Below are 21,373 nucleotides of genomic sequence, written 5' to 3'. Positions count from 1 at the left end.
GGTTTTAAACTAGAGGAGAGTTCTGTAGCCAAGCTCGGCTCCGCCACTTACAGGCAAGATGGTTCCGGTAATGAACCGAGCCGAATTACTAAGCAAAAAAACACAGGCATCGGCAATTACATCGCCTAAGGGCATATTGCCCAGAGGCTGCAAGGCATTAAGGTATTGTTGGATGTCGCTTTTATTGGCCTGCTCTTCGCACCAAACCTGTAGGGCAGGTGTGTTCACGGCCGCAGGGGCTATTGCATTTACCCTTATGCCAAATGGTGCATAATCTAAAGCCATCGCCTTGGTAAGGGCATTTACTGCGCCTTTGGTGGCTACATAGGCGGCGTGGTTGTCTTGTCCAATGCTAGCTACCAGTGAACTGGTGTTTAAAATGCATCCTTTGCTGGCCTTGAGGTGGGCAATGGCATACCTGGTCGTGTATAATATGCTTTTAAGGTTTACGTCCATCAGCAAATCCCATTCCTGGTTGCTGGTATAGTCTAAAGAGGTAGAAGGACTGGTTACGGCGGCGTTGTTGTGGACGGCATCCAAACGGCCATATTTTTCAATAATAAAGGCTATTGCCGATTTAACTTCTTCCTCGTGGCTTACATTGCAGCTTAAGGACAGGGTTTCGGTACTGGCCAAAGTGTTTAATTTGGCTTCTGCAACTAAAACCTTGTCTGCAATGCAAACAATTGCCCCTGCATTGGTGTAGGCTTTGGCACATTCCCAACCGATGCCATCGGCACCACCGGTTAAAAGAATTACTTTATGCTGCAATGTTTTCTGCTCACCCGTCATGTAAATGAATAGTTCAATTAAGCTTATCCTTCATTTGCTAAAGTTTAAGCCCTGTTAAAATTGGTTATATTTGGTTGGAGAACGTTAAACTAAAGGTAGGGCAACATGGTTGAGATTACTAAAACTAAATTTGCCAGTTATGGTGTTATATTAGCTCGATTAGTATTTTATTGATTGTTTGATGCTAATTTGCAGTTTGTTTTGTCAGGAAGCGCATAAAATTCTACTACATATTTGTTGATTTTAAGATATATTTAACTATATATTAGCATCCCCAATTACCAAATCAATAAGAATTGCTAATATGAAACCAGTTTTTGCTAAAATATTAGAAGGTTCTGAAAATGAGGTCTTCAAGACTAAAATTGTGGACAGCCCTTATTTTTCGACCACCTTCCATTTTCACCTCGAATGCCAAATGAACTATGTTGTGGAGAGCAGGGGGAGAAGAATTATAGGCGACAGCATAGATACGTTCGAGGACGATGAGCTCACCTTTATCGGATCTAACCTGCCGCACGTTTGGCATAATGATCAACAATATTTTGACGACAAGGAACCTTTGCCCCATGCGCGTTCGGTGTCTCTGTTTTTTGATTCCGACAAGCTGACCGAGGCTTTTTCTGGCATGGTAAAGCTGCAACGGCTTAAGGAGATGTTGCAAATCGCCAAGCGTGGAATGAAGTTTTTTGGAGAAACCAAAAAAAGCTTAAAAGAACTTTTATTGCAGATGGCAGCAGGGGATGACGATTTTGGAAAGATGATCTTGCTGTTAAAAATCCTCGATATCCTCTCTCGCACTAAAGAGTACGAACTATTGGCCAGCATTGGCTACGTCAATAATTATCAGCTCAAAGACAACGACAGGATGGATAAGGTATTCAAATATGTGTTTACTAATTTCTCGGCCGATATACAGCTAGATGATGTTGCTGCATTGATCAATATGAACAAACAAGCTTTTTGTCGGTATTTTAAGAGCCGTACGCAGAAAACCTTTGTAGAGTTTGTAAATGAAGTACGCATTGGTCACGCCTGTAAGCTCATGGCCGATGGGGAACACCAAATCAGTAACCTGGCCTATGCCTGTGGTTTTAATAGCTTGTCTAATTTTAACCGTTTTTTTAGGGGCGCCAAAGGCATTACTCCACGAGAATATAAAAAAATGCTGGTCGCCAAATAAACCAACCAATAAAATTTACCAATGATGATGCAATGTTGGCTTTATCGATTTTTTTTAAAGAATGATGCTAATTTGCAATTCGTTTACTTATCGAAAAACAAACTTTAAACAGATGCAAAAAATAATAGCTTGCTTGTTGCTGCTCTTCGCGAGTAGTACAGCCAATATTCACGCACAGCAAAATGCAATTAAACCTTCCTCTTTCGTAAAACAGGACAAATGGAAGGGTTTTAATCGGACCCATTTTAAGATTTCTGGCCATGATGCCTGGTACGTGGCACCGGCAAAAGCCTTAAGTGGCAAGCCTTGGGTATGGCGGGCTTCCTTTCCAGATTGGCATACAGACATGGATAGCTTGCTTTTAACAAAAGGTTTTCATGTTTTCTTTGTCAAAGTTGATGATCAATACGGCAGTCCCTATGCCATGAAGGTATGGGATAAAAGCTATTATTATTTAACGGATAGCCTGTCTTTTGCACCTAAACCAGCTTTAGAAGGAGTGAGCAGAGGCGGATTATATGTATACGGCTGGGCAAAGAGAAATCCTGATAAAGTTTCCTGCATCTACAACGAGGCACCAGTTTGCGATATCATTAGTTGGCCGGGAGGTAAAGGAAAAGGAAATGGAGATAAGGCCACATGGGCCCAATGTTTGGAAGTGCTAAAGCTCACTGAAGAAACGGCACTTTCCTACCGTGATATCCCATTGAATGATTTGGATGGCTTGGCTTCTTTTAAGGTGCCTGTGTTACACGTGATTTCAAATGCCGATCAGATCGTTCCGGTGGCGGAAAACACCTACCCATTGGTACAACGGTATACCGCTTTGGGAGGACCAGCAAGTGTTTTTCCGGTAACTAATGGTCCGCAGGATTTAAAGGCGCATCATTTTCCAATCGATAAAGCCGAAGAATGGGCCAATTTTATCCTGAACAATAGCTGGCCAATTGCTCCCAAAGTTAATCAGGATGCCTACATAAAGTCTAGAAATGGGCTTGAAAATGTACACAAGGTTATCCTAAAGAATAAACAAGCCACTGTAGCTTTTCTGGGTGGTTCTATTACTTATAATGAAGGCTGGCGCACCAAAACAAGTACTTATTTGAAAGAAAGTTTCCCTGAAGCCAATTTTAAATTCATAAAGGCAGGTATCCCATCGCTGGGCAGCTTGCCCCATGTTTTTAGAATGTCGACAGATTTGCCCGATCTTAAAAACATAGACCTGTTGTTTGTAGAAGCTGCGGTAAACGACCGTGGCAATGGTACAGATAGCCTTACACAAATAAGAGATTTGGAAGGCATTGTACTACAAGCCAAAAAGGCTAATCCTGCAATCGATATTGTGTTTTTATCCTTTGCAGATCCGGCAAAAAACGGCGATTACGACCTTAACAAAGAACCTGCCGAGGTAGCCAACCACGAAAAAGTAGCTGCTCATTATGGTTTGCCATCCATTAACTTAGCTAAACTGGTACATGATCAAATAACTGCAAAGGAATACAGCTGGACCTACGATTTTAAAGACCTGCACCCTTCGGTATTCGGACAGGAAATCTATTTTTCGGCCATTAAGCGTTTATTGTCCAGGTGTTTCGATCCAAACGGCAAAGCAACGGGCGCATACAAGCTTCCCGCTAAGCCTTTAAACAGCAAGAGTTTTTCAAATGGGACCTATTATGCGCTCGAAAATGCCAAATTGGGAAAAGGCTGGGAACACTTGGCCAAATGGGAACCGAAAGATGGATTAAGTACGAGGGAAGGTTTTGTGAAAGTACCAGTCTTGACTGCAGAAACGCCGGGATCGGAACTTAGCCTTTCTATTACCGGCAGTGCCGTGGGTTTGGCCATTGTTGCTGGTGGCGATGCTGGGATAATAGAATACGCAATTGATGGACAGCCTTTTAAAACTGTCGACTTGTTTACGCAGTGGAGCGCCAAGCTACATTTGCCCTGGTATATTTTGCTGGCTGCAGATTTGCCCAATAAAAAGCATGAACTCAAACTCAGGATAAGTGCCAATAAAAATGCAAACAGTAAGGGCAATGCCTGCAGGATTGTTCATTTTTTGGTGAATAAATAATAAAAGGCCTCAATTTGAGGCCTTTGTTTTTGATCATCCTTATTTGGTGTTGTTCCATATCGTAGTTGGAATAACATCTTCGCAAGGGCATTTGGCTTTGTTTACCACAATAAGCTTGATTGACGATGTTACTTTCTCGGCGTATTCCTTAAAGCCTTCTTCGTTCATGGTACTTCGCACATAGGCGGCGGCTGCACAAAGCGACCACAACTGGGCATCCTTTTTATCGGTTTCCATTTTGGCTTTGTAGCGCTCGGCTATGGCCGAATAGGTTTTATACTGCTCGTTGTCAGAATCCATGCTGGTACTGCTCAGCTTAATGGTATAACGGCTGTTAGACACCCCAGGCTTAAAGGTTTGAATGGTGGCAGGATCCATCACCTCAATGCGGTAATCCACCTTTGAAGTGGGATGGACGAAACTGAAGATGTTATTGTCTACCTTTTTATAAATAGAAGTACGGTTGGGTTCTATCAAGGTAAGGGTGCTGCCTTCAAAGTTGATGGTTACGGTATAATAACCGTCTGCCGTGGTGTATTGGCCAGAGGTTAGCTTAATTTGTGCCTTTGCCATTCCAAAGACACAAACTAAAGCGATAATGAAGAGCGTTCTCATGGGCATTGTGCTTTTTTGGCGTTCGCATCTTGAAAATTATCCGCATCGTTGCAACCATAAGTGCGTGCATAGTATTCCCAGTTCTTTTTGCAGGCTGCAGATAGCCTATTGGGAATTTGGATGCTGTACTTCTTTCCTGTTGGACAAGTGTAGCTGTAAGAATAGGTGGTGTTGTCTACTTTTTTGGTTTCTTCTTCTTCGGGCTCTGCCTCAAAAAGTTCACAGCTGGCTGCCAATACAGGGAGCGCCATGGCGAAGAACAATAGTTTTTTTGCTTGTTTCATTTTCCGATTGATTTGTTTGCTTAATAGTTAACCAAAACTACTCCTACAGCAGGGGCAACACAATACTTAATTCTAGGTATTTTTGATAAAAACGTCGTTTTAAGCTCGGAAATGAGTTTTTTGAAGGGATATTATTGCAAAAGCCAGCATAATTTATGCTGGCTTTTGCGCTGATCTATTTAACCGTAACCCTGATTCCTTGCGAGTGGGTGGTAAACTCTGGTGCATACATGCTCTGTAGCGATGTAATGCCATTAGAAAAATTGCCCGAATGGGTTACACGCAATGGATATTCGAATACATAAGTACCTTTAGGCAAATAACCGATGAAGAAATTGGTGCTGGCATCTTTTGTGCTTTCATAATAGCCCAAGCCATCTTGGTATTTGTACCTTGAAATTACATTTATAGGCTCAAAACCCGATGAACGCATATCCTTAAGGTGAACATATTCCATGGCACGGTCGGCATAAATTTCGATCCTTACCTTAATCAAATCGCCGGGACTGAGCACATTGGTGGAGGTTAAAGGCGTAAGGATGTTGCCGGCATTCGATTGCTTTTGCAAGAACAGCTCTTTTTTGATTTTAATACCTGTTGCAGCCGGTGTAATTTTATCCAACTGTTCAAAATATTGCCAGTAAAGTGCACCCCAGGCAATGGTTTGGTTGTTGTTTTTAATTTCAACTTTGCCCATTTCAGGCTTCACGGCCGATCCGGCAATAGTTACTTTTTGATAACCTGTTCCGGCTTCTTTAGGCGCATCGACAAAGCCTAAATCGGCCAAGCTTTTATTGCCGATTGATACAGTTGGTTCGGCAGATTCCGCCAAAAGGTTGTAGCCACGCATTAACAGGGCATAGCAGGCCGCTGCGGTAGCCTTGGTGGTTTTCCAATCGTTGGTCTGTTTATTCTTGAGCAGCCAAATCTTCATTTCTTCAACAGATTTGGTATCTGAAGCCACTTCGTCAAAAGCTTCGATTAATATGGCTTGAGTTTCAATCGGACTTTGGTACCACCACCAACCACTTTTGTTATTGGCCCAGTACATGCCCATTTCATCACTTTGCTGTGCGGTTTGTTTAAGCAGGTTGATGATTTTGAGTGCCACAGCCTGTTTGCCGTTACGGTGCAGCACTAAGGCTGCCTGTGCCAATTGGTAGCTGTCCATTTTTAGCCAGCTCTCGCCTATGCTATGGAGGTAATAATTGTAGGCTTTAACAAAATCTGGATTTGTGTTTTTAGGTATGCCATAACTTCTGCCATACAAATAATGTAGAGGAAAATAAGCAGCTCCCTTGCCTTCGAGTTCGCTTTTGTAGTCCTGTATCAGCTTTAGATCCAAATAGTTGATCGCTTTGCTCAACACATTGTTGAAATTAGGATAGCTTTTCTCGTCAACCAGCTTAAGGTGTTTCAACTGGCTCATGCCCAATACAATATGCTGGGTGATGTATCGGTCTTCGCTCATGCCGGTAAACCAAGAGAAGGAACCATTGGCCAATTGCATTTTCTCCAATTTTTCGAAGTTGCTTTTCAGTTCATAGGTCATGCGGTTAAGGTCGAACAGCACCGCTAATCTCTTTTTACGCTCGGTTTCGTTTTCGGCCTGGCGTAGCCATGGTGTTTCCTCTAGCAAAACCGATTTCAGTTCCTGGTTCTTCTCTAAATTGGAAAGAAGCGCTTCGCCGTTTTTAACCTGTTGCCATTGCTCAAATACCTGTTTGATTTTAGGTGAGCTGTTGATAATGCCGGTAGCAAAACTATTGGCATAAAAGCGACTAAAGGTTTGCTCGGCACACTCATAAGGGTATTCCATTAGATAGGGAAGTGCCTGTACGGCATACCAAACCGGATTGGAGGTAAATTCGAAAGTAAGGCTTTGGTGATGCAAAGTTTGAGAGGAGCCTGATTGTTTCAGTTTCTCTAGGTTGAACACCTTGCTTGTATTGCCACGCACGTTTAAAGGCATGCTTTCGGTTACCAGCATTGAATTAGGCAATACCGGAATGGTCATTTCTTCGCCATCGCTATAGTTGCCTGCCTGAGCCAACACCTTGTAGGTAATGGCGCCTAAACCTGCCGGAATGATCAATGGCCATTTGAGCACCTCGTTGCCTGCATTGGCTACCTCGAATGTTTGGTTCGTTTCCGTTCCCGGCGCATTAATTTGGATCACTTTTCCTGTCAAGGCATTGCGTAACTCTAAACTGGCCTTGCCTTTTAACTGGGCACCCGAAAGATTATTCAGTTTGGCGCTGAGTACAATCGTATCGCCTTCGCGGAAAAAACGTGGTGCATTTGCCGAAATGGCTAACTGCTTTTGGGTAACCAATTGATTGCTCACCGAAGCCGTTTTAAGGTCCTTGGTATGGGCAAAGCCCATCATTTGATAACGGGTAAGCGATTGCGGAATGGTAAACTCGATATTGATTTCTCCCTGCTCATTGGTATGCAGCTGCGGATAAAAGAAGGCCGTTTCGTTAAAATTGGTGCGGGGAACGATTTTAGGCGTTTCTCTAACTGGTTTACCATTTACCATACGTGTTTTGGTAACAGGATCATAAGCATCAATGCTCACAAAATTATAAACTTTGTTGTCTTCAACAGTTAATGCTGCCACCGGCGCTGCCTGAGCAAGTTCTTTTGCTTGCAGTGTGCTAACTGCTCCTGCAACCGATCTTTTTTGTCTGGCTTGGCCAGCAGCCGTAACCATTACTTCATCTAAAGCTTTCTGGTCTTCTTTCAATGCAATATCCAGCCTTTTGTTTTTGCCTACCTTTGTTTGAAAAGTGGTATAGCCAATCATAGTTGCTACGAGTTTGTCGCCTTCTTTGGCCTTGATGCTGTAAATACCCAGCTGATTGGTCACGGCACCAACTCCGTTTACGGTTACTACTGCCCCAGGCAAACCGAAACCATCATTATCGGTAACAACCCCATAAAGTAGGGTGCCTTTGGCTAAATCAGCTAGGCCTTTTTGCGTTTGTGCCGATGATTTGGCCTTTAAAGACGTGGCCAGCTTATTAATGTAATTGCGGTAGGTGTAATTATAGCCACCAAAATAATTATAGCCAAAAAAGTCAAGTTTTTCGTAATCGCGAACTGTTGGGTTGAAATAGGGAACTGCTCTTAAAAACCATAAATAATTACTCATTTGCAGGTTGCCCACGCCAAAATTCCAGTTATAGTTTTGGTAACTGTAATTGGTTTCGAGATTGGTTTGCCAATTCATTTTTTTAAGGTCGTTGAGCGAGGCATCATACAGGGTAGCCACCAATTCTGCCATTTCTTTTTCGCCTTTTTTATTGCTGATTTTCAGTTTCCAGCTTTCCTTTTCTCCAGGCTGCAGCTTGTCTCTAAAAGTGAGAAACTTGATCTCCAATTCTTTGCTTGGATCAGCAATAGTGATGTTTTGAAGCGAGTTGTACACAATTCCATCTTGAACCAGGGTAAACTGTACGGCAAAATCATTTCCATATTTTGGATTTGGCTTTATCCGAACAATGGTTTGTTGAGGAGAGAGATTAAACCACGTTCTTTGTACAATGCTGTCTTTTTGATACACCTCATAATAGCCCTTGCTGTTGGCGAATAGGGAAGCCACCCTAAAAATAGCTTCCTCATTAGGGGCAATTCTTGTTTTTTCGGCCACCAGCCACTCCGTATGGTTTTGAATGGCAACAGGCGATGTTGGATAAGCCCGAACCATTTTAACAAGGCTAACCGTATCGTTCGAGGCATTTATAGCTGTAAATTTTACCCTGTAAAAACCCTCCGGCAGGTCCTTTGCATTGAGGGGCAAGCTCTTTTTGTCGCTTGTGGTTTGCTGTTTGAAGGCGATTGTTTTGACTGGCCATTTTGCAGGGTTGCTTTCGTCGTTATAATCTTCGTTTGGAAAGGTCTTGATAAAATCTGCTCTGCTTAGGCTGTATTTTTCTGCATCAAAATAACTTTTGTTGGTTAATCGGGCAGGGGTTTGCAACAACGCCCATTCAATTTGGATGTTTCCCTTAGCCGGTTCGTTGTTGAGGTTGGTCAAGCTAAATGAAACACTGTCAGGCTTGGTGCCTAAAAATAGTTGTTCAGCTACACTGGCGTTAAGTAACAGGTCTTTTTTGCCCACATTAATGGTTTTGGTATTGGCCCTGGTTTCGCCATTAATGTCGGTAAGCTCTACATTGATCTCGTAGGTATAATTGATGCTGGCATTGTCGGCCTTGGCAAAAAAACTAAAGTCGAACTTGCCGCCATCTTTGGTAGCAGTTTGGCCTATGGCAATTTGCTTTGGTGTTACGTAGCGAGATCGATAAATGCCATCGAAAGTATTTTCTATTCTCAGTACCTTATATTTCACTTTGGCACCACTTACAGCATAGCCAGCAAAGGCTAGAGCCGTTCCCTTTACTTTTACGCTATCATTGAGTTTATATTTTTGATCAGATTTGTCAAAAACAACCTCAAATGTTGGTCTTTTGTATTCTTCAACCTGTATGCTGATGCCGCCATAATCGGTTTGCAAGCGCATTTGCCCATTGAGCTTACCCATCGGGATGGTGAACACTCCCTGAAAAGTACCATACTCATTGGTAGTGGCTTTTATTTCTTCAATATCCTTATAGTTAGCGTCTTTAAAGGCGAGTTTTACCTCCTCATTGGGCAGTATGCTACTGGTCGAATTTTCGTTTTGGATAAACAGTCCTTTGTAATATACCTGCTGGCCCGGTCTATAAATTGGCCTATCTGTAAACAGAATGATGCGTTTTCTGGCTTGTCTGTCTTTATAATTGTAATTGTTGAGGTCGATATCCAGCGAATCTTTTTTATCAACGATTACCGCTCGGTAAGTATTATAGATTTCATCGGTTGAAGCATAGCCATTTTCATTGGTTTTTAAGATATCTCCATCATAGAGCAAGCCGCCATTTCCCTGTCTTTTTTGATGTATGCTGATGTTCTTTAAAGGCTGTCCGTTAATGGCACTGCTTACCACATATTCGTGCCGGCTGTTTAAAATTCGATCTGTAACTGCAAGTGTCGATATGTTAAAACTGAGGTAAGCTGTATAAGCCTTTGTTGCGTTAAAGCGGTTTTCTCTCGATACGAGCATATATTTGCCAGCGGCGAGGCCCTCTATTTTGTCTATCAAGGTGTGCGTTTGATAGTCTGTTTGCTTGGGCAAAACGATAAACCATTCTCTAATGGTTTTTTTCTTTGCAAAATAAGCATCATACTCTTTTTGATTATAGAGATTGACGTAGGTTCTTTCTACTGCTAGCCTTTTGTAAAGCTTAAAATAAATGGTATCGAGATTTTTATAGGCAAGGTGCAACTGAAAAGGCTTGTTGGGCAAATTAACACCCCTGGTTTTCATATTCAGTTCGGGATACTCTATTTGTTTAACAAGGCTCGCCGCATTGCTGGCTCCCTGGCTTTTGGGATAGCTCTTCACGGCTATATTAGCCAGTTCTACGGCCTTAACCAGATTTAATTTGTTAGTATCTATTTGGAGTTGAGCTTCTTTATGCAATGAAGCCTGCTCGTATAAAATATCCGCATAAATTTCAGTGCCTGTATTTTCGCTCGCCAAGCGCTGCAGGGAAGTATAGTATAATTCACCCTTGTCATCGTTGTTGTTATGGAGGTAAACGAATTTCAGCCTTTTGAGCTCAAGGTCTGCCAAAGCGGCTTTGTTTTGTTGCCTAACATGAAACTGAGCAAGGTTTTTGAACAGCTGCATCGCTTGGACATAGAACAAGCTGCTATCGCTTTGTGGGATTTCGGTGGCTAAGAAGGTTTGGGTAGGAGCAGACCATATAGGATTGCTAAAATCGATGCTTTCGTCGCTTATTTGGGTAAAATTGAGTTGGGTGTTAACGAAAATGTCGATAGCGCGGTGCGCCAGCAGGTCATAAAGCGTTGGTCTGAGGCTTCTGGTGTTTTTATCGCCGTTAAGTACCTGTTCGTATTTATCGATCTTGGTCTGCTGCAACAGTTCTTTTTGCGAGACCGACAGCAATAGGCTTTTCGTTACTTCAGCAGTGATTTTAGGAATGGACCAGGTTTTGATATCATCGCCTATATTGCCCTCCACACTGGTTCTGTTCGCAATTCTATAGTTGTTTTGCTGGTAATAGTTCCAGTACATTTCGGCCAATAAAGATTGCAATATGCTTTTTTCGGGCTGTTTGGCCAGCTCGATGTCTTTTCTTAAGCCTACCAAAATTTTGTCGAAGGCCTCTTCTTCCAGGTAGCTCTGAAACAGCATGCGGTAAACCACCGATTTGATGAGCAAAGCTGCATCGCCCTTGGCACGGGCCTGCTCGTTAATTTTGCCGACCAGCTCGAGTGCCGTTTTGGGCTGGCCCTCTTTGGCTAGAGAATCGACTTTATAAAAACTGTCGAAGGTATATTTTTGTGCGTTGGCTGCATTTGCGGTTACAAGTACAAAAGCAACTAACAGCGATAGGCGTAGCGTAAACTTCATATGAATGGTTTTAAGAAAGATGAAATCGCTTTTGCAATTCCATAAGCTGCGAAAAGTTTTCTGGTTTAGTGTCCTAATTTAGCTAAAATCACGATTGGTTTACGAAACTTATAGGCCGGACTTTTAATTGAACCATAATGCTATATTTGCCAAGGACCAGATGCACATGCAATTCAATACGTTAAACGACCAGCAATTAGTTGCGCTGCTTAAAGAAGACAGCAAGGGTGCCTTTACCGAAATCTATAACCGGTATAGCAAAGACCTTACTCGTTTTACGGTAGCCAGTTCAAGGTTGCACGATTTGGATGAGGCCAGCGATATTTTGCATGATCTTTTTGTTTGGCTTTGGGAAAGAAGGCATCAGTTGGATAAGGAGCTGAACCTTAAAAGCTATCTCTATTCGGCCACTCGTTACCGGGTAATAGACCACATCAGGAAAAACAGCAACCATCAGCGTTATGCGGCATTTTTGCAGGCATTGGAAACCAGCTATGCCCAAAGCGCCGACCAGCAGCTCGAAGCCAAAGAACTGCAACAAACCCTCGAAACTTCGTTGGAGAAGCTATCTCCTCGCATACAGGAAATTTACAGGTTGAGCAGGCAAGAGCACCTCAGCGTAAAACAGATCGCCGAAAAACTGGACATTTCTGAGCAGACCGTTAAAAACCAGCTCACCACAGCACTCAAATATTTAAAAGAGGCCTTGCCGGTATTGGTTTTTTTGCTGATGAAATCACATTAGTCTTTCTGCCATAGATGAATAGGTTGAGGCTTTCGTTATAGCAATGATGAAAATCTAAATCCTTGATTAAGAGCTATCAACAGTACGCCATAATTTTTTTTCATTTTTTGATAGTACCAATGCCAGCTTTATACGCTTATAAAGAAAGGCGTTTATGAAAATCGATAAATTATTAGATAGGTACCTTAAAGGCGAGGCCAGTTTAGAGGAGCAGCAAGTGGTTGAAAACTGGTTGGCTTCACCTAACGACCCAAAAGTTTGGGACGAGCTGGATGTGCCTGCCCAAGAGGCTTGGTTGCAAAAGGTATACCATCGGGTAGAAGATACAATAGCTGCCAGGGATCAAAAAGTTGTTCAGCTCAAACCTTTCAATTGGTTAAAACTGGCCATGGCAAGCGCTGCGGCAATTGTAGGCTTTTTATTGCTTTTCTTGCTTTGGCCGAAACAAAAGGAAATTATCAATCCCAATACAAACTGGACCTCCATTAGCGCTCCGGCCAACATCAAGCAGTACGTAATGTTGAGCGATGGCAGCAGCGTATGGCTCAACGCCGGAGCTACCATCAGGTACAACACATCAGCTGCACACAAAAGCAGGGAAGTATACCTCATGGGAGAGGCGTATTTTGATGTGCAACACAATGCACAAAGACCCTTTATGGTTCATACGGGTAAAATAACCACCACCGTATTGGGTACTGCCTTTAACATCAGCTCAAACAAATCGGGCAATGAAGTAAAGGTAGTGGTAACCCGGGGCAAGGTGCAAGTGGCAGAAGAAGGAAAGGTTTTGGGCCTATTAACACCTAACCAGCAGATCGTTTATCAAGAGCAGAGCAAAAGCCATGTACAGAGCCAAACAGATGCCATGGCTGTGCTTACCTGGTTGCCCGATGACCTTTATTTCGACAATGCCACTTTCGGCGAGGCCGCCTTGGCCCTAGAAAAGCAATATAACGTACAAGTGAAGTTTAACAATGAAAAACTGAAAAACTGTCGCTTTACCGGCACCATCAAAAAGGACAAAACCCTGGCGCAGGCCATAGGCGTTATCTGCGAATTTAACCAAGCAAGCTATAAGATCAAAAATAACATCGTCACGGTTTACGGCAACGGCTGTGAGAAAACCAACTAACCAATTATGAAGAAGAAAAGAAGCTAACGATCCAGAGAGAATGGCAAGGCCATAAAAAACTATGAACCGACGGCAATCGGTCCATAGGCTTCCTGAAGATAGGAATGTTCTAAATCATTTTGACAATCATTAAAACTTTTAAAAATATGAAATTTTCTGCAAAGCAGCAGGAGGCTTTAGCAAGTAGTGGCCAAAGTTCGCCACATTTCTTTACGCCTTTTATCATACAACTTATGCGTATTAGTTTATTAGTATTTGTTTTTTCGTTCATCAGCCTGCAACTGCTTTTCGGCATTACGCTTAAAAGCCAAGACATTAAGGCTACGCCCGTAACTGTGGGTCTGAACAACGAATCGATACATACAGCTTTAAAAAGAATAGAAAAACAAACGCCTTTCAGGTTTTTTTATAGAAAGAGCGATATCAAGGAGATGCCAATCTTGAGTTTGCCACCTGCAAGCAGAACGGTAGAAGAAACCTTGCACGAGATTTTTCAGCAAAGCGATTTTACCTTTAGGCAGGTAGACGAAAGTATCCTGATCGAAAAGAAAAAAGCCAATCAGGCAGCCGAAAGAAGAGTGTCAGGTCAGGTTTTTATAGAAAACTCCAAAGATCCGGCTATGTATGTGCTGGTTGAGCTTTTAAACAAAGCCGATTCGGCATTGGTTGGCCATGGCTATACCGATACTACCGGAACCTACAATATTTCCACCGCCTATGTTTCGGCAATGATCATGCGCATTTCGGGAATGGGCTACCAGGTTTACACCAGAGAATTGCTTGATTCGGCCGAAAAAGTAGATGTAGAACCGATTTACCTCAAACCAAGCATCAACAACTTAAAGGAAGTCACCATTTCTTCATCAAAACCCTTAATTCAACGTAAATCAGACCGTTTTGTGGTTAATGTAGCCAACAGCAGCCTGAGTATTAACAATACCGTTTGGGATGTGCTTAAACAGGTGCCTTTGGTGAATGCTGATGACAATGGATCGCTATCGATAGCGGCGAAACAGGGTGCTGTGGTCTACATCAATGGACGTAAATCCAACCTTACTGGCCAGGCACTGTTCAATTACCTGAAAAGCCTGCCAAGCACTACGCTGAGCGATATTGAAATCGTTACCTCGCCCGGTAGCGAATTCGATGCCTCGGGCAATGCCGGCATCCTGAACATTGTTTTCAAAAAACGCGAAAGCGATGGCTATCAAGGCTCTTTAGCATTTACAGATAGACAGGCAAACTATAATTCACAAATCGTGAGTGGTGCATTTAACTACCGTAAAAAGAATTTAGGTATCAATATTACGCCTTACCTGAACAGAGACAGGAAACTGATTACAGAGAAGCACGATACCGACTTTAAGGGTGCTAATACTAGTCAGCTTTTGAATCCTACCGATTTGGTGAGGAACGAATACAGGAATTATTACGGAGGCAATTTGGGTGTCGAATATAATTTTAGTCCAAAACAGGTGCTTACAGCCAATATCAATTACAACCCCAACCAGCAAGCCTTAAATTGGATCAACAATAGTCTTTATTTGAATAAAATAACGCAAAAGGTGGATTCGGGATTTGTATTTACCAACGATAGCAAGATCAAAGGCCATTCTTTGGATGCAGGGCTTAATTATCAGTTCAATTTAGATACACTTGGCCAAAATATCATTGCTGCTGCCGATTATTTCGAATACATCAACAACACCAGCCAGCATACTTTTGCCACCGAAAATGGCAGTAATGCGGTGAGGCGCAACGAAATTGCTACGTTGCCACAAAAAATAAAGAACTATACCTTTGCCATCGACTATAAATTGCCCATAGGTGCAAGTACAAAACTTAAGTTGGGCGCTAGGTCATTTAACACATCTACCAATAACAATCTTCACTATGCTATAGCCAACCCCTCCGGAGAATTTATAAAGGACGACTTGAGGTCTGCAAGCTATGAGTATCGAGAACATATCAATGCGATATATGCCAGTGCCGATTTTAACTTGGGCAAGAAATGGAGCGTTACTGCGGGTTTAAGGCTCGAACAGTCGAGTACTAAGGGCAAGGAGCTGATTAAAAATGAAGTTGCCGTTGACAAGGATTACCTGAACCTGTTCCCAACATTGGCCATTAATTATACGCCTAACACAGGAAATAACTTCTCCTACACGCTTACTAAACGAATTGAACGTCCAGATTTTTGGCAACTGAACAATTTAAGGGTGTACAACAATCCTACGCAATATATAGAAGGAAACCCCTTTTTACAGTCGTCCTATATTTTAAAGAACGAGTTTAGCTATACCTTAAAAAGCGCTTATATCTTTTTGCTCAGCTATGCCCACTTAACCAATAACTTCTCCCAGTTTCTGTTGGCTAATAACAATGATAATGTAATCAGGATGGTTTGGCTCAATTACGGCAAGGGAAATATTGCCGATCTGACCTTTATTGCAAATTTTTCTATTGTAAAACCGATCACATCATCGGTAACTGTATCGGGCAACTATTCCAATTACAAAGGCAACGCTGCCGATGAGGTGATAGATAACAGCGGTTTTTCGGGTAACCTGAAAATGAACAATGCCATTTCTATTGCACCGAAAGCGGGATTTTCTGGCTTTCTTAATTTCAATTATAGAACTTCAATGGTATATGATATTGGCGAAGGCAGCAAGGGCAGGCCGAAAGGCAACCTGACCATTGGCTTTAGAAAAACAGTAGATCAATTTGTATTTACGCTTACGGGGGCCGATCTCCTCAAAACTTCTGCAGACCGGTTTGTGATCAATTCGAAATACGCCACTACCATTAACAAAAACTACTTCGATGCTCGTAGCATTTCGCTCAATATCAGGTATAATTTTGGTAACAATAAGATCAAAAAGAACAAGCCTACAGAAAATGCGGCGCAAGAGATCATTAGACGTACTGGGGGTTAATGGATAACATGCGAAGTTTAATAACTTCGCATGTTATAATTAGTTCATTAGTCATTAGTACATTGGCTTATTTGTGCATTGGAGAATTGTTAACTGATAACTGTGAACTGCTTGTTAGGCCCTTGTTGGTATTCTTCACCAACAAGCTATTATTCATTCCTGTAGAGTATTAAACTGCTGTTTTTGGAGCGCTCATTGTTTCAACGATTATAGGAAGTCCAGCTTTCCGCTATATCTTTTTTGCCTGAACAACAAAAAAGGATGCCGCTACAATCTGGGCTATTTAATCTGGGCTTATGCAACCAACAATAGGAGCAAAGACCGTTGTTCCCTAAACCCGCTCTTGTTGGTGTTCTTCACCAACAAGTTGTATCATTCCTGTAAAATATTAAACTGTTGTTTTTGGAACAGTATTTCAAATGAAATACCGGTTTTGCTTTTCTATAACAAACGGAAAACTATTGCTCTGTATCATTAGCTATTGTTTAAACACTTGTCTTTTAGCTTTGGCTTTTTGTTATTATCTTCGACCAAATCAAATTTTTAGCACCAAGCGACTTTAAATTCTATGGCAGAGCAAGAGGTAATTAAGCATACCAAAACAGTATATAAGATCTGGAACAGCAAAGAGCACGGCTTTTGGCATAAATTAAGAGAATTTTTGATCGAGATCGTGATCATTGTTTTTGCCGTTTCCCTCTCCATCTGGCTCCATGAGCGCAGCGAACATTCGCATCAGCAAAAAGAAGTGAAAGAGTTTTTGATTGGTCTAAGAAACGATTTGCAACAAGATATTTCTGAAATGGAAAACGATCGCAAATCCTTTGTAGGAAGTAAGAAAGCTTTCGATTATGTAGCCAGTTTAAAATTTAATGAAACGTTGAACAAAGACAGCGTTGAAAAGCACCGATATAAAATAGATAATGCAACTATTCTTGTACCTAATAACGGAAGGTTTGAAGGTTTTAAATCGGCCGGAAAAATTGGCCTGATCGAAAATGAAAAACTGCAAAGCGATATCATGGATCTTTATCAGGAAGATCTTCCGTTTTTGATTTTGCAGACCAACTTATATAACGATTTTAAGCAAAAGCTGAAAGAATATTGCATCAGAAATGTTAAACGTACAAGTACAGGAAACAACCTTAATGTGATACTTTCTACAGACGAAGCTCAAAATTGGGCCAAGAATCTCCTAGGCGTTGACGAAATTATTCATGGTTACGATCGTTGTATAGCGCGCAACAAAAAAATCATCAAAGCCATTGAAAAGGAATACGATATCAAGCCAGAGGTGGCAAAACCAAAAAATGCAGCTCCAAAAAATACAAAGAAGAGTTAAATCGTTTGCATGTAATGCATTAATTACCTAATAAATGACTTTTCATTAATAGAAGTGCTTCACAATAAAAAATAAGTAGGCTATATTTACCGTTAGGCCAAATATAACTTATGAAGAAGATCCTTTCTATTGATGGTGGTGGTATAAGAGGCATTATTCCGGGCATGCTGTTGGTAGCCCTCGAAGAAAAGCTGAAACAAGAAAGCAAAAATCCAGAAGCGGCCATTGTAGACTACTTCGATTTTTTTGCCGGAACGAGTACCGGAGGCATCCTTACCTGTTTGTTGCTCTGTCCATCAGAAGATCATCCTACCCGTCCAAAATTTTCGGCAAGAGCTGCCTTAGATCTTTACCTGGAACATGGCAACGAGATTTTTAAGATGGGCTTTTTCAAACGCATCAAAGCACATTTGGGTTTGGCCGGCGAACGTTACAACAGCCAGGTTTTTGAAGGGATCTTAAAACGGTATTTTGGCGAAACCAAATTGAGCCAGCTCATCAAGCCCTGCATCATCAGCGCCTATAACATTGAATTGCGCAAAACCCATTTCTTTAGGCAACAAACTGCAATTACCAGAGGTGCAAGCAGGGATTTTTACCTCAAAGACGTTTGCAGGGCCACTTCGGCAGCGCCAACCTATTTTAGCGTAGCCGAAATCTATTCGCTGGGCAACGTGCGCTATCCCTTGCTCGATGGAGGCGTTTTTGCAACCAATCCTGCATTGAGTGGCCTGATTGAGGTAACCAAAGCCTATAACCAGACCAAAATAAACGATATCCACCTGTTTTCATTAGGCACAGGCCGTTCGAGAAGGTCGTATGATTATGACCATTTTAAGAAAAGCAGCGCGATGGCCATTGTACCCGCATTGATTGATATCATGATGAGTGGCGTAGCCGAAACCAGCGATTTCTTTCTAGAGCAGCTTTTTCATTCGGTAGGCAAGGAAAAGAACTACATCCGCATCGAACCCGAAAGCCTAGAAAGCATTAAGGAAGGATTGGATGCCGCAAACCCATCAAACATTAAAAAACTCGTAGCCCTTGGTGATCGAACCGTAAGCGAAAACGATCTGCTGCTTACCCAGATTGCACGCTTCTTGATCGAAGAAGATAAAAAATCGGCCAGCAAAATGCCTTGGGATTTTTTAAAGCACCGTTATTAAGTCAATAGTCGATAGTCCATAGTCTATAGTCCAATAGTCTATAGTCCAATAGTCGTCATTGCGAGGAACGCTAGTGACAAAGCAATCTCTCTTGATAAGTTTTCAAGTTATCGGCGCGTAGCAAGCCTTTAAGTAACAAAAAAGCCCGCTAATAGCAGGCTCGTATATTTAATCAGTACAAAATATTTAAGAAGTCTGGTCGTCGACAGTAGCGTCTGGCGCATTTTTCTTAACCGATTCGATGCCATTGTCTCTGCCCGAACTGCTTTCGTACATTTGGCTGCTGCCAATCACTTCTCCATTTCCGGCCTTTAACACAAAATAATACTTGTCGTTTGTTGCGGTTTTCTTTTCGTAACGATTGTCGTCAGTGGCATTTTTCTTAACTGATTCGATGCCATTGCTGCAAGAAGACTTGCTCGAATAGCCTTGGCTGCTTAAAATGATTTCGCCATTGCCAGCTTTAAGATTAAACTGAAAATCTCCGTTTGTTCTTCTTGTGATTACAAATTTTCCCATAGCTAAGTAGTTTTTAAAAGGTAAGTTTTCCAATTAAAAATAAAAATATAAGATCTAAAATGCAAGCATTATTTGGTTTGGTCGCGGTCAAGAGCCGAGCTGGATTTGGTGTCTTTCATGGAAACATATACCAGTAGGGAAACAAAAATACAGGCCGTAATATACCAATAGTAGTAAGATTCGTGGTTCCAATCTTTAAACTTTAAGGCAATGTACTCAGCCGTACCGCCAAAAATGGCCACGGTTAGGGCATAGGGCAGGCCAACACCCAAGGCCCTGATCTCGGCGGGAAAGAGTTCTGCCTTTACAATGGCATTAATGCTGGTATAGCCGCTTACAATAATCAAGGCCGCCATTAACAGAAAAAACGCTTCCCATTGTGAGGTAGTTTGGCTCAATTCGCTGAGCAGAGGCACGGTACAAATGGTGCCCAACACCCCAAAGCCGATGAGTAGGGGCCTTCGGCCAATCTTATCAGAAAGGGCGCCGAATACAGGCTGCAGGCAAGCAAAAATAAATAGCGTTACAAAAGACATCAGCGTAGACTGTTCTTTGCTCATGTGCACCGTATTGACCAAAAACTTCTGCATGTAGGTAGTATAGGTATAAAAAGCCAAAGTGCCACCCAGGGTTAGTCCGATAACTTTCATTACCGCAACAGGATGCTTGAGCAGTTCTTTGATGGTTCCTTTTTGACTGGATTTTGAATTAGCCTGTTGTTCGAAAGCTTGGGTTTCTTCGAGGTTTTTCCTTAGGTAAAGCGCTACGAGCGAAAGGATGGCGCCAAAAACAAAGGGAATACGCCAGCCCCAGGCCGATATTTCGGCTTCGGTTAAAAAGAGTTTCTGCAAGGCCAACTGGATAGCCAAAGCCAATAACTGGCCGCCAATTAAGGTTACATACTGAAAGCTCGAATAAAAGCCACGTCGGTTCTGGCTGGCCATTTCGCTCAGGTAGGTAGCGGATACGCCGTACTCGCCACCAACGCTCAAACCCTGCATCAGCCTTGCCGTGAGCAACAAAATAGGTGCAAACAAGCCAATGGTGTTATAGGTTGGCGTCAGCGCAATCAGCAACGATCCAAGCGACATTAACAGCACCGAAAGAGTCATCGATTGCTTTCTGCCCACCCTGTCGGCAATGCGCCCAAATATATAGCCGCCCAAGGGGCGCATTAGAAAGCCCAGGGCAAAAATTCCGGCAGTATTGAGCAACTGTACGGTAGGATTGCCCTTTGGAAAAAAAGAAGCCGAAAAATAAATGGCAAATGCCGTGTAGGCATACCAATCGTACCATTCTACCAAATTCCCTATCGATCCGCCGAATATGGCCTTTAGCTTTTTGGCAGAAATCTGATCATGGTTTGCAGCAACAGGAACTTTCATTTGGCTAAGATATTAGATTATATGGATAAGCCAACCCTACGAGTGGCCAAATTGGCCAAAAGCATTTGGTAAAAAAATGGATAGGGGCAACGAAGTTCTTTTAAATCAACGATATTAGCATCATGGTAAGTGCTTCATTTCAGGATAAGGCAAGGGTGGTGGAGCTACTAAGCACTTCTTTTGATCAGAACAAAAGCGTAAATCAACTCATCAAACAAGATGGAAAGCGGCTGCGCCGTATCCAAATGCTGATGCAATATGCTTTTGAAGAGTGCATGGAATTTGGTCAGGTGCTGCTTTCTAAAGAACGCGATGCCTGTGCCTTGGTCTTGTTCAAAGAACGCAAGAGATTCACTTTCAGCTCGCTTTTTAGAGACCTTAAATTGGCTTTTTTTGTAATTGGATTGGGCAATGTCGGCAAGGTGCTGGCCAAAGAAAAACAGATCAAGCTGGCTCAACAGGAGCTTGCCAACCACAAACCCGCTTATTACCTCTGGTTTATTGGAGTAGATCCAAGCAGACAGGGCCAAGGCCTGGGCACACAGCTGCTCACCAGCCTATTGGCAGAGAGCAGAGCTTTGGGCAGGTTGCTGTTGCTGGAAACCTCTACTGAGAAAAACCTTCCCTTTTATGCCAAATCTGGATTAAAAGTATATAAAGAAATCGATGCGGGTTATCCTATCTATATGCTGTGCTATTAG

14 protein-coding genes are annotated in these 21,373 nt (G+C 42.3%); 8 read left to right on the top strand and 6 right to left on the bottom strand.

The features are described 5' to 3' along the window. Positions 1–9: 9 nt before the first annotated feature. Complete coding sequence (locus AC570H_RS09970) at positions 10–792, bottom strand: SDR family NAD(P)-dependent oxidoreductase (RefSeq protein WP_497354242.1); 783 nt, start codon at positions 790–792, stop codon at positions 10–12. A gap of 304 nt (positions 793–1,096) precedes the next feature. Between AC570H_RS09970 and AC570H_RS09965 the strand changes: the two genes are divergently transcribed. Then, positions 1,097–1,975 (top strand): AraC family transcriptional regulator, encoded by an 879-nt coding sequence (locus AC570H_RS09965; RefSeq protein ID WP_497354240.1) that lies wholly within the window; start codon positions 1,097–1,099, stop codon positions 1,973–1,975. 112 nt (positions 1,976–2,087) lie between these two features. Next, positions 2,088–4,055 (top strand): SGNH/GDSL hydrolase family protein, encoded by a 1,968-nt coding sequence (locus AC570H_RS09960; protein ID WP_497354238.1) that lies wholly within the window; start codon positions 2,088–2,090, stop codon positions 4,053–4,055. A 39-nt stretch (positions 4,056–4,094) separates the two neighbouring features. Here AC570H_RS09960 and AC570H_RS09955 read toward each other — a convergent pair whose 3' ends face one another. From AC570H_RS09955 to AC570H_RS09945, 3 genes are all read right to left on the bottom strand, one after another. Then, positions 4,095–4,670, bottom strand: a complete 576-nt coding sequence (locus AC570H_RS09955; RefSeq protein ID WP_497354236.1) for a hypothetical protein — start codon at positions 4,668–4,670, stop codon at positions 4,095–4,097. After that, positions 4,667–4,954, bottom strand: coding sequence for a hypothetical protein (locus tag AC570H_RS09950; protein ID WP_497354234.1), 288 nt, complete (start codon positions 4,952–4,954; stop codon positions 4,667–4,669). Before AC570H_RS09950 ends, AC570H_RS09955 begins: the two co-directional genes overlap by 4 nt. Positions 4,955–5,129: 175 nt before the next feature. Then, a complete protein-coding gene (locus tag AC570H_RS09945; RefSeq protein WP_497354232.1) occupies positions 5,130–11,441 on the bottom strand; it encodes an alpha-2-macroglobulin family protein in 6,312 nt (2,103 codons plus the stop codon). A 160-nt stretch (positions 11,442–11,601) separates the two neighbouring features. Between AC570H_RS09945 and AC570H_RS09940 the strand changes: the two genes are divergently transcribed. The 5 genes from AC570H_RS09940 (at position 11,602) to AC570H_RS09920 (ending at position 18,768) form a co-directional block, all read left to right on the top strand. Then, positions 11,602–12,186, top strand: coding sequence for an RNA polymerase sigma-70 factor (locus AC570H_RS09940; protein ID WP_497354230.1), 585 nt, complete (start codon positions 11,602–11,604; stop codon positions 12,184–12,186). A gap of 154 nt (positions 12,187–12,340) precedes the next feature. Continuing rightward, positions 12,341–13,321, top strand: a complete 981-nt coding sequence (locus AC570H_RS09935) for a FecR domain-containing protein (protein ID WP_497354228.1) — start codon at positions 12,341–12,343, stop codon at positions 13,319–13,321. A gap of 146 nt (positions 13,322–13,467) precedes the next feature. Next, positions 13,468–16,260: a TonB-dependent receptor domain-containing protein gene (locus AC570H_RS09930; protein ID WP_497354226.1), complete on the top strand. Its 2,793-nt coding sequence runs from the start codon at positions 13,468–13,470 to the stop codon at positions 16,258–16,260. A 568-nt stretch (positions 16,261–16,828) separates the two neighbouring features. Then, positions 16,829–17,602: a DUF6090 family protein gene (locus tag AC570H_RS09925; RefSeq protein ID WP_497354224.1), complete on the top strand. Its 774-nt coding sequence runs from the start codon at positions 16,829–16,831 to the stop codon at positions 17,600–17,602. 110 nt (positions 17,603–17,712) lie between these two features. Further along, positions 17,713–18,768 (top strand): patatin-like phospholipase family protein, encoded by a 1,056-nt coding sequence (locus AC570H_RS09920; protein WP_497354222.1) that lies wholly within the window; start codon positions 17,713–17,715, stop codon positions 18,766–18,768. Between the two features lie 186 nt (positions 18,769–18,954). Here the strand turns inward: AC570H_RS09920 and AC570H_RS09915 are convergent, their stop codons facing one another. Both AC570H_RS09915 and AC570H_RS09910 read right to left on the bottom strand, forming a co-directional pair. Further along, positions 18,955–19,287, bottom strand: coding sequence for a YegP family protein (locus AC570H_RS09915; RefSeq protein ID WP_497354220.1), 333 nt, complete (start codon positions 19,285–19,287; stop codon positions 18,955–18,957). Positions 19,288–19,355: 68 nt separating this feature from the next. After that, complete coding sequence (locus tag AC570H_RS09910; RefSeq protein WP_497354218.1) at positions 19,356–20,672, bottom strand: MFS transporter; 1,317 nt, start codon at positions 20,670–20,672, stop codon at positions 19,356–19,358. Positions 20,673–20,794: 122 nt separating this feature from the next. Here AC570H_RS09910 and AC570H_RS09905 point away from each other — a divergent pair, with 122 nt between their 5' ends. Then, positions 20,795–21,373 carry a GNAT family N-acetyltransferase gene (locus AC570H_RS09905; protein ID WP_497354216.1) on the top strand — a complete coding sequence of 193 codons (579 nt, stop codon included), beginning with the start codon at positions 20,795–20,797 and terminating at the stop codon, positions 21,371–21,373.

Source organism: Pedobacter sp. B4419, assembly GCF_059693725.1.
This window is presented reverse-complemented; position numbering and strand designations above follow the sequence as displayed.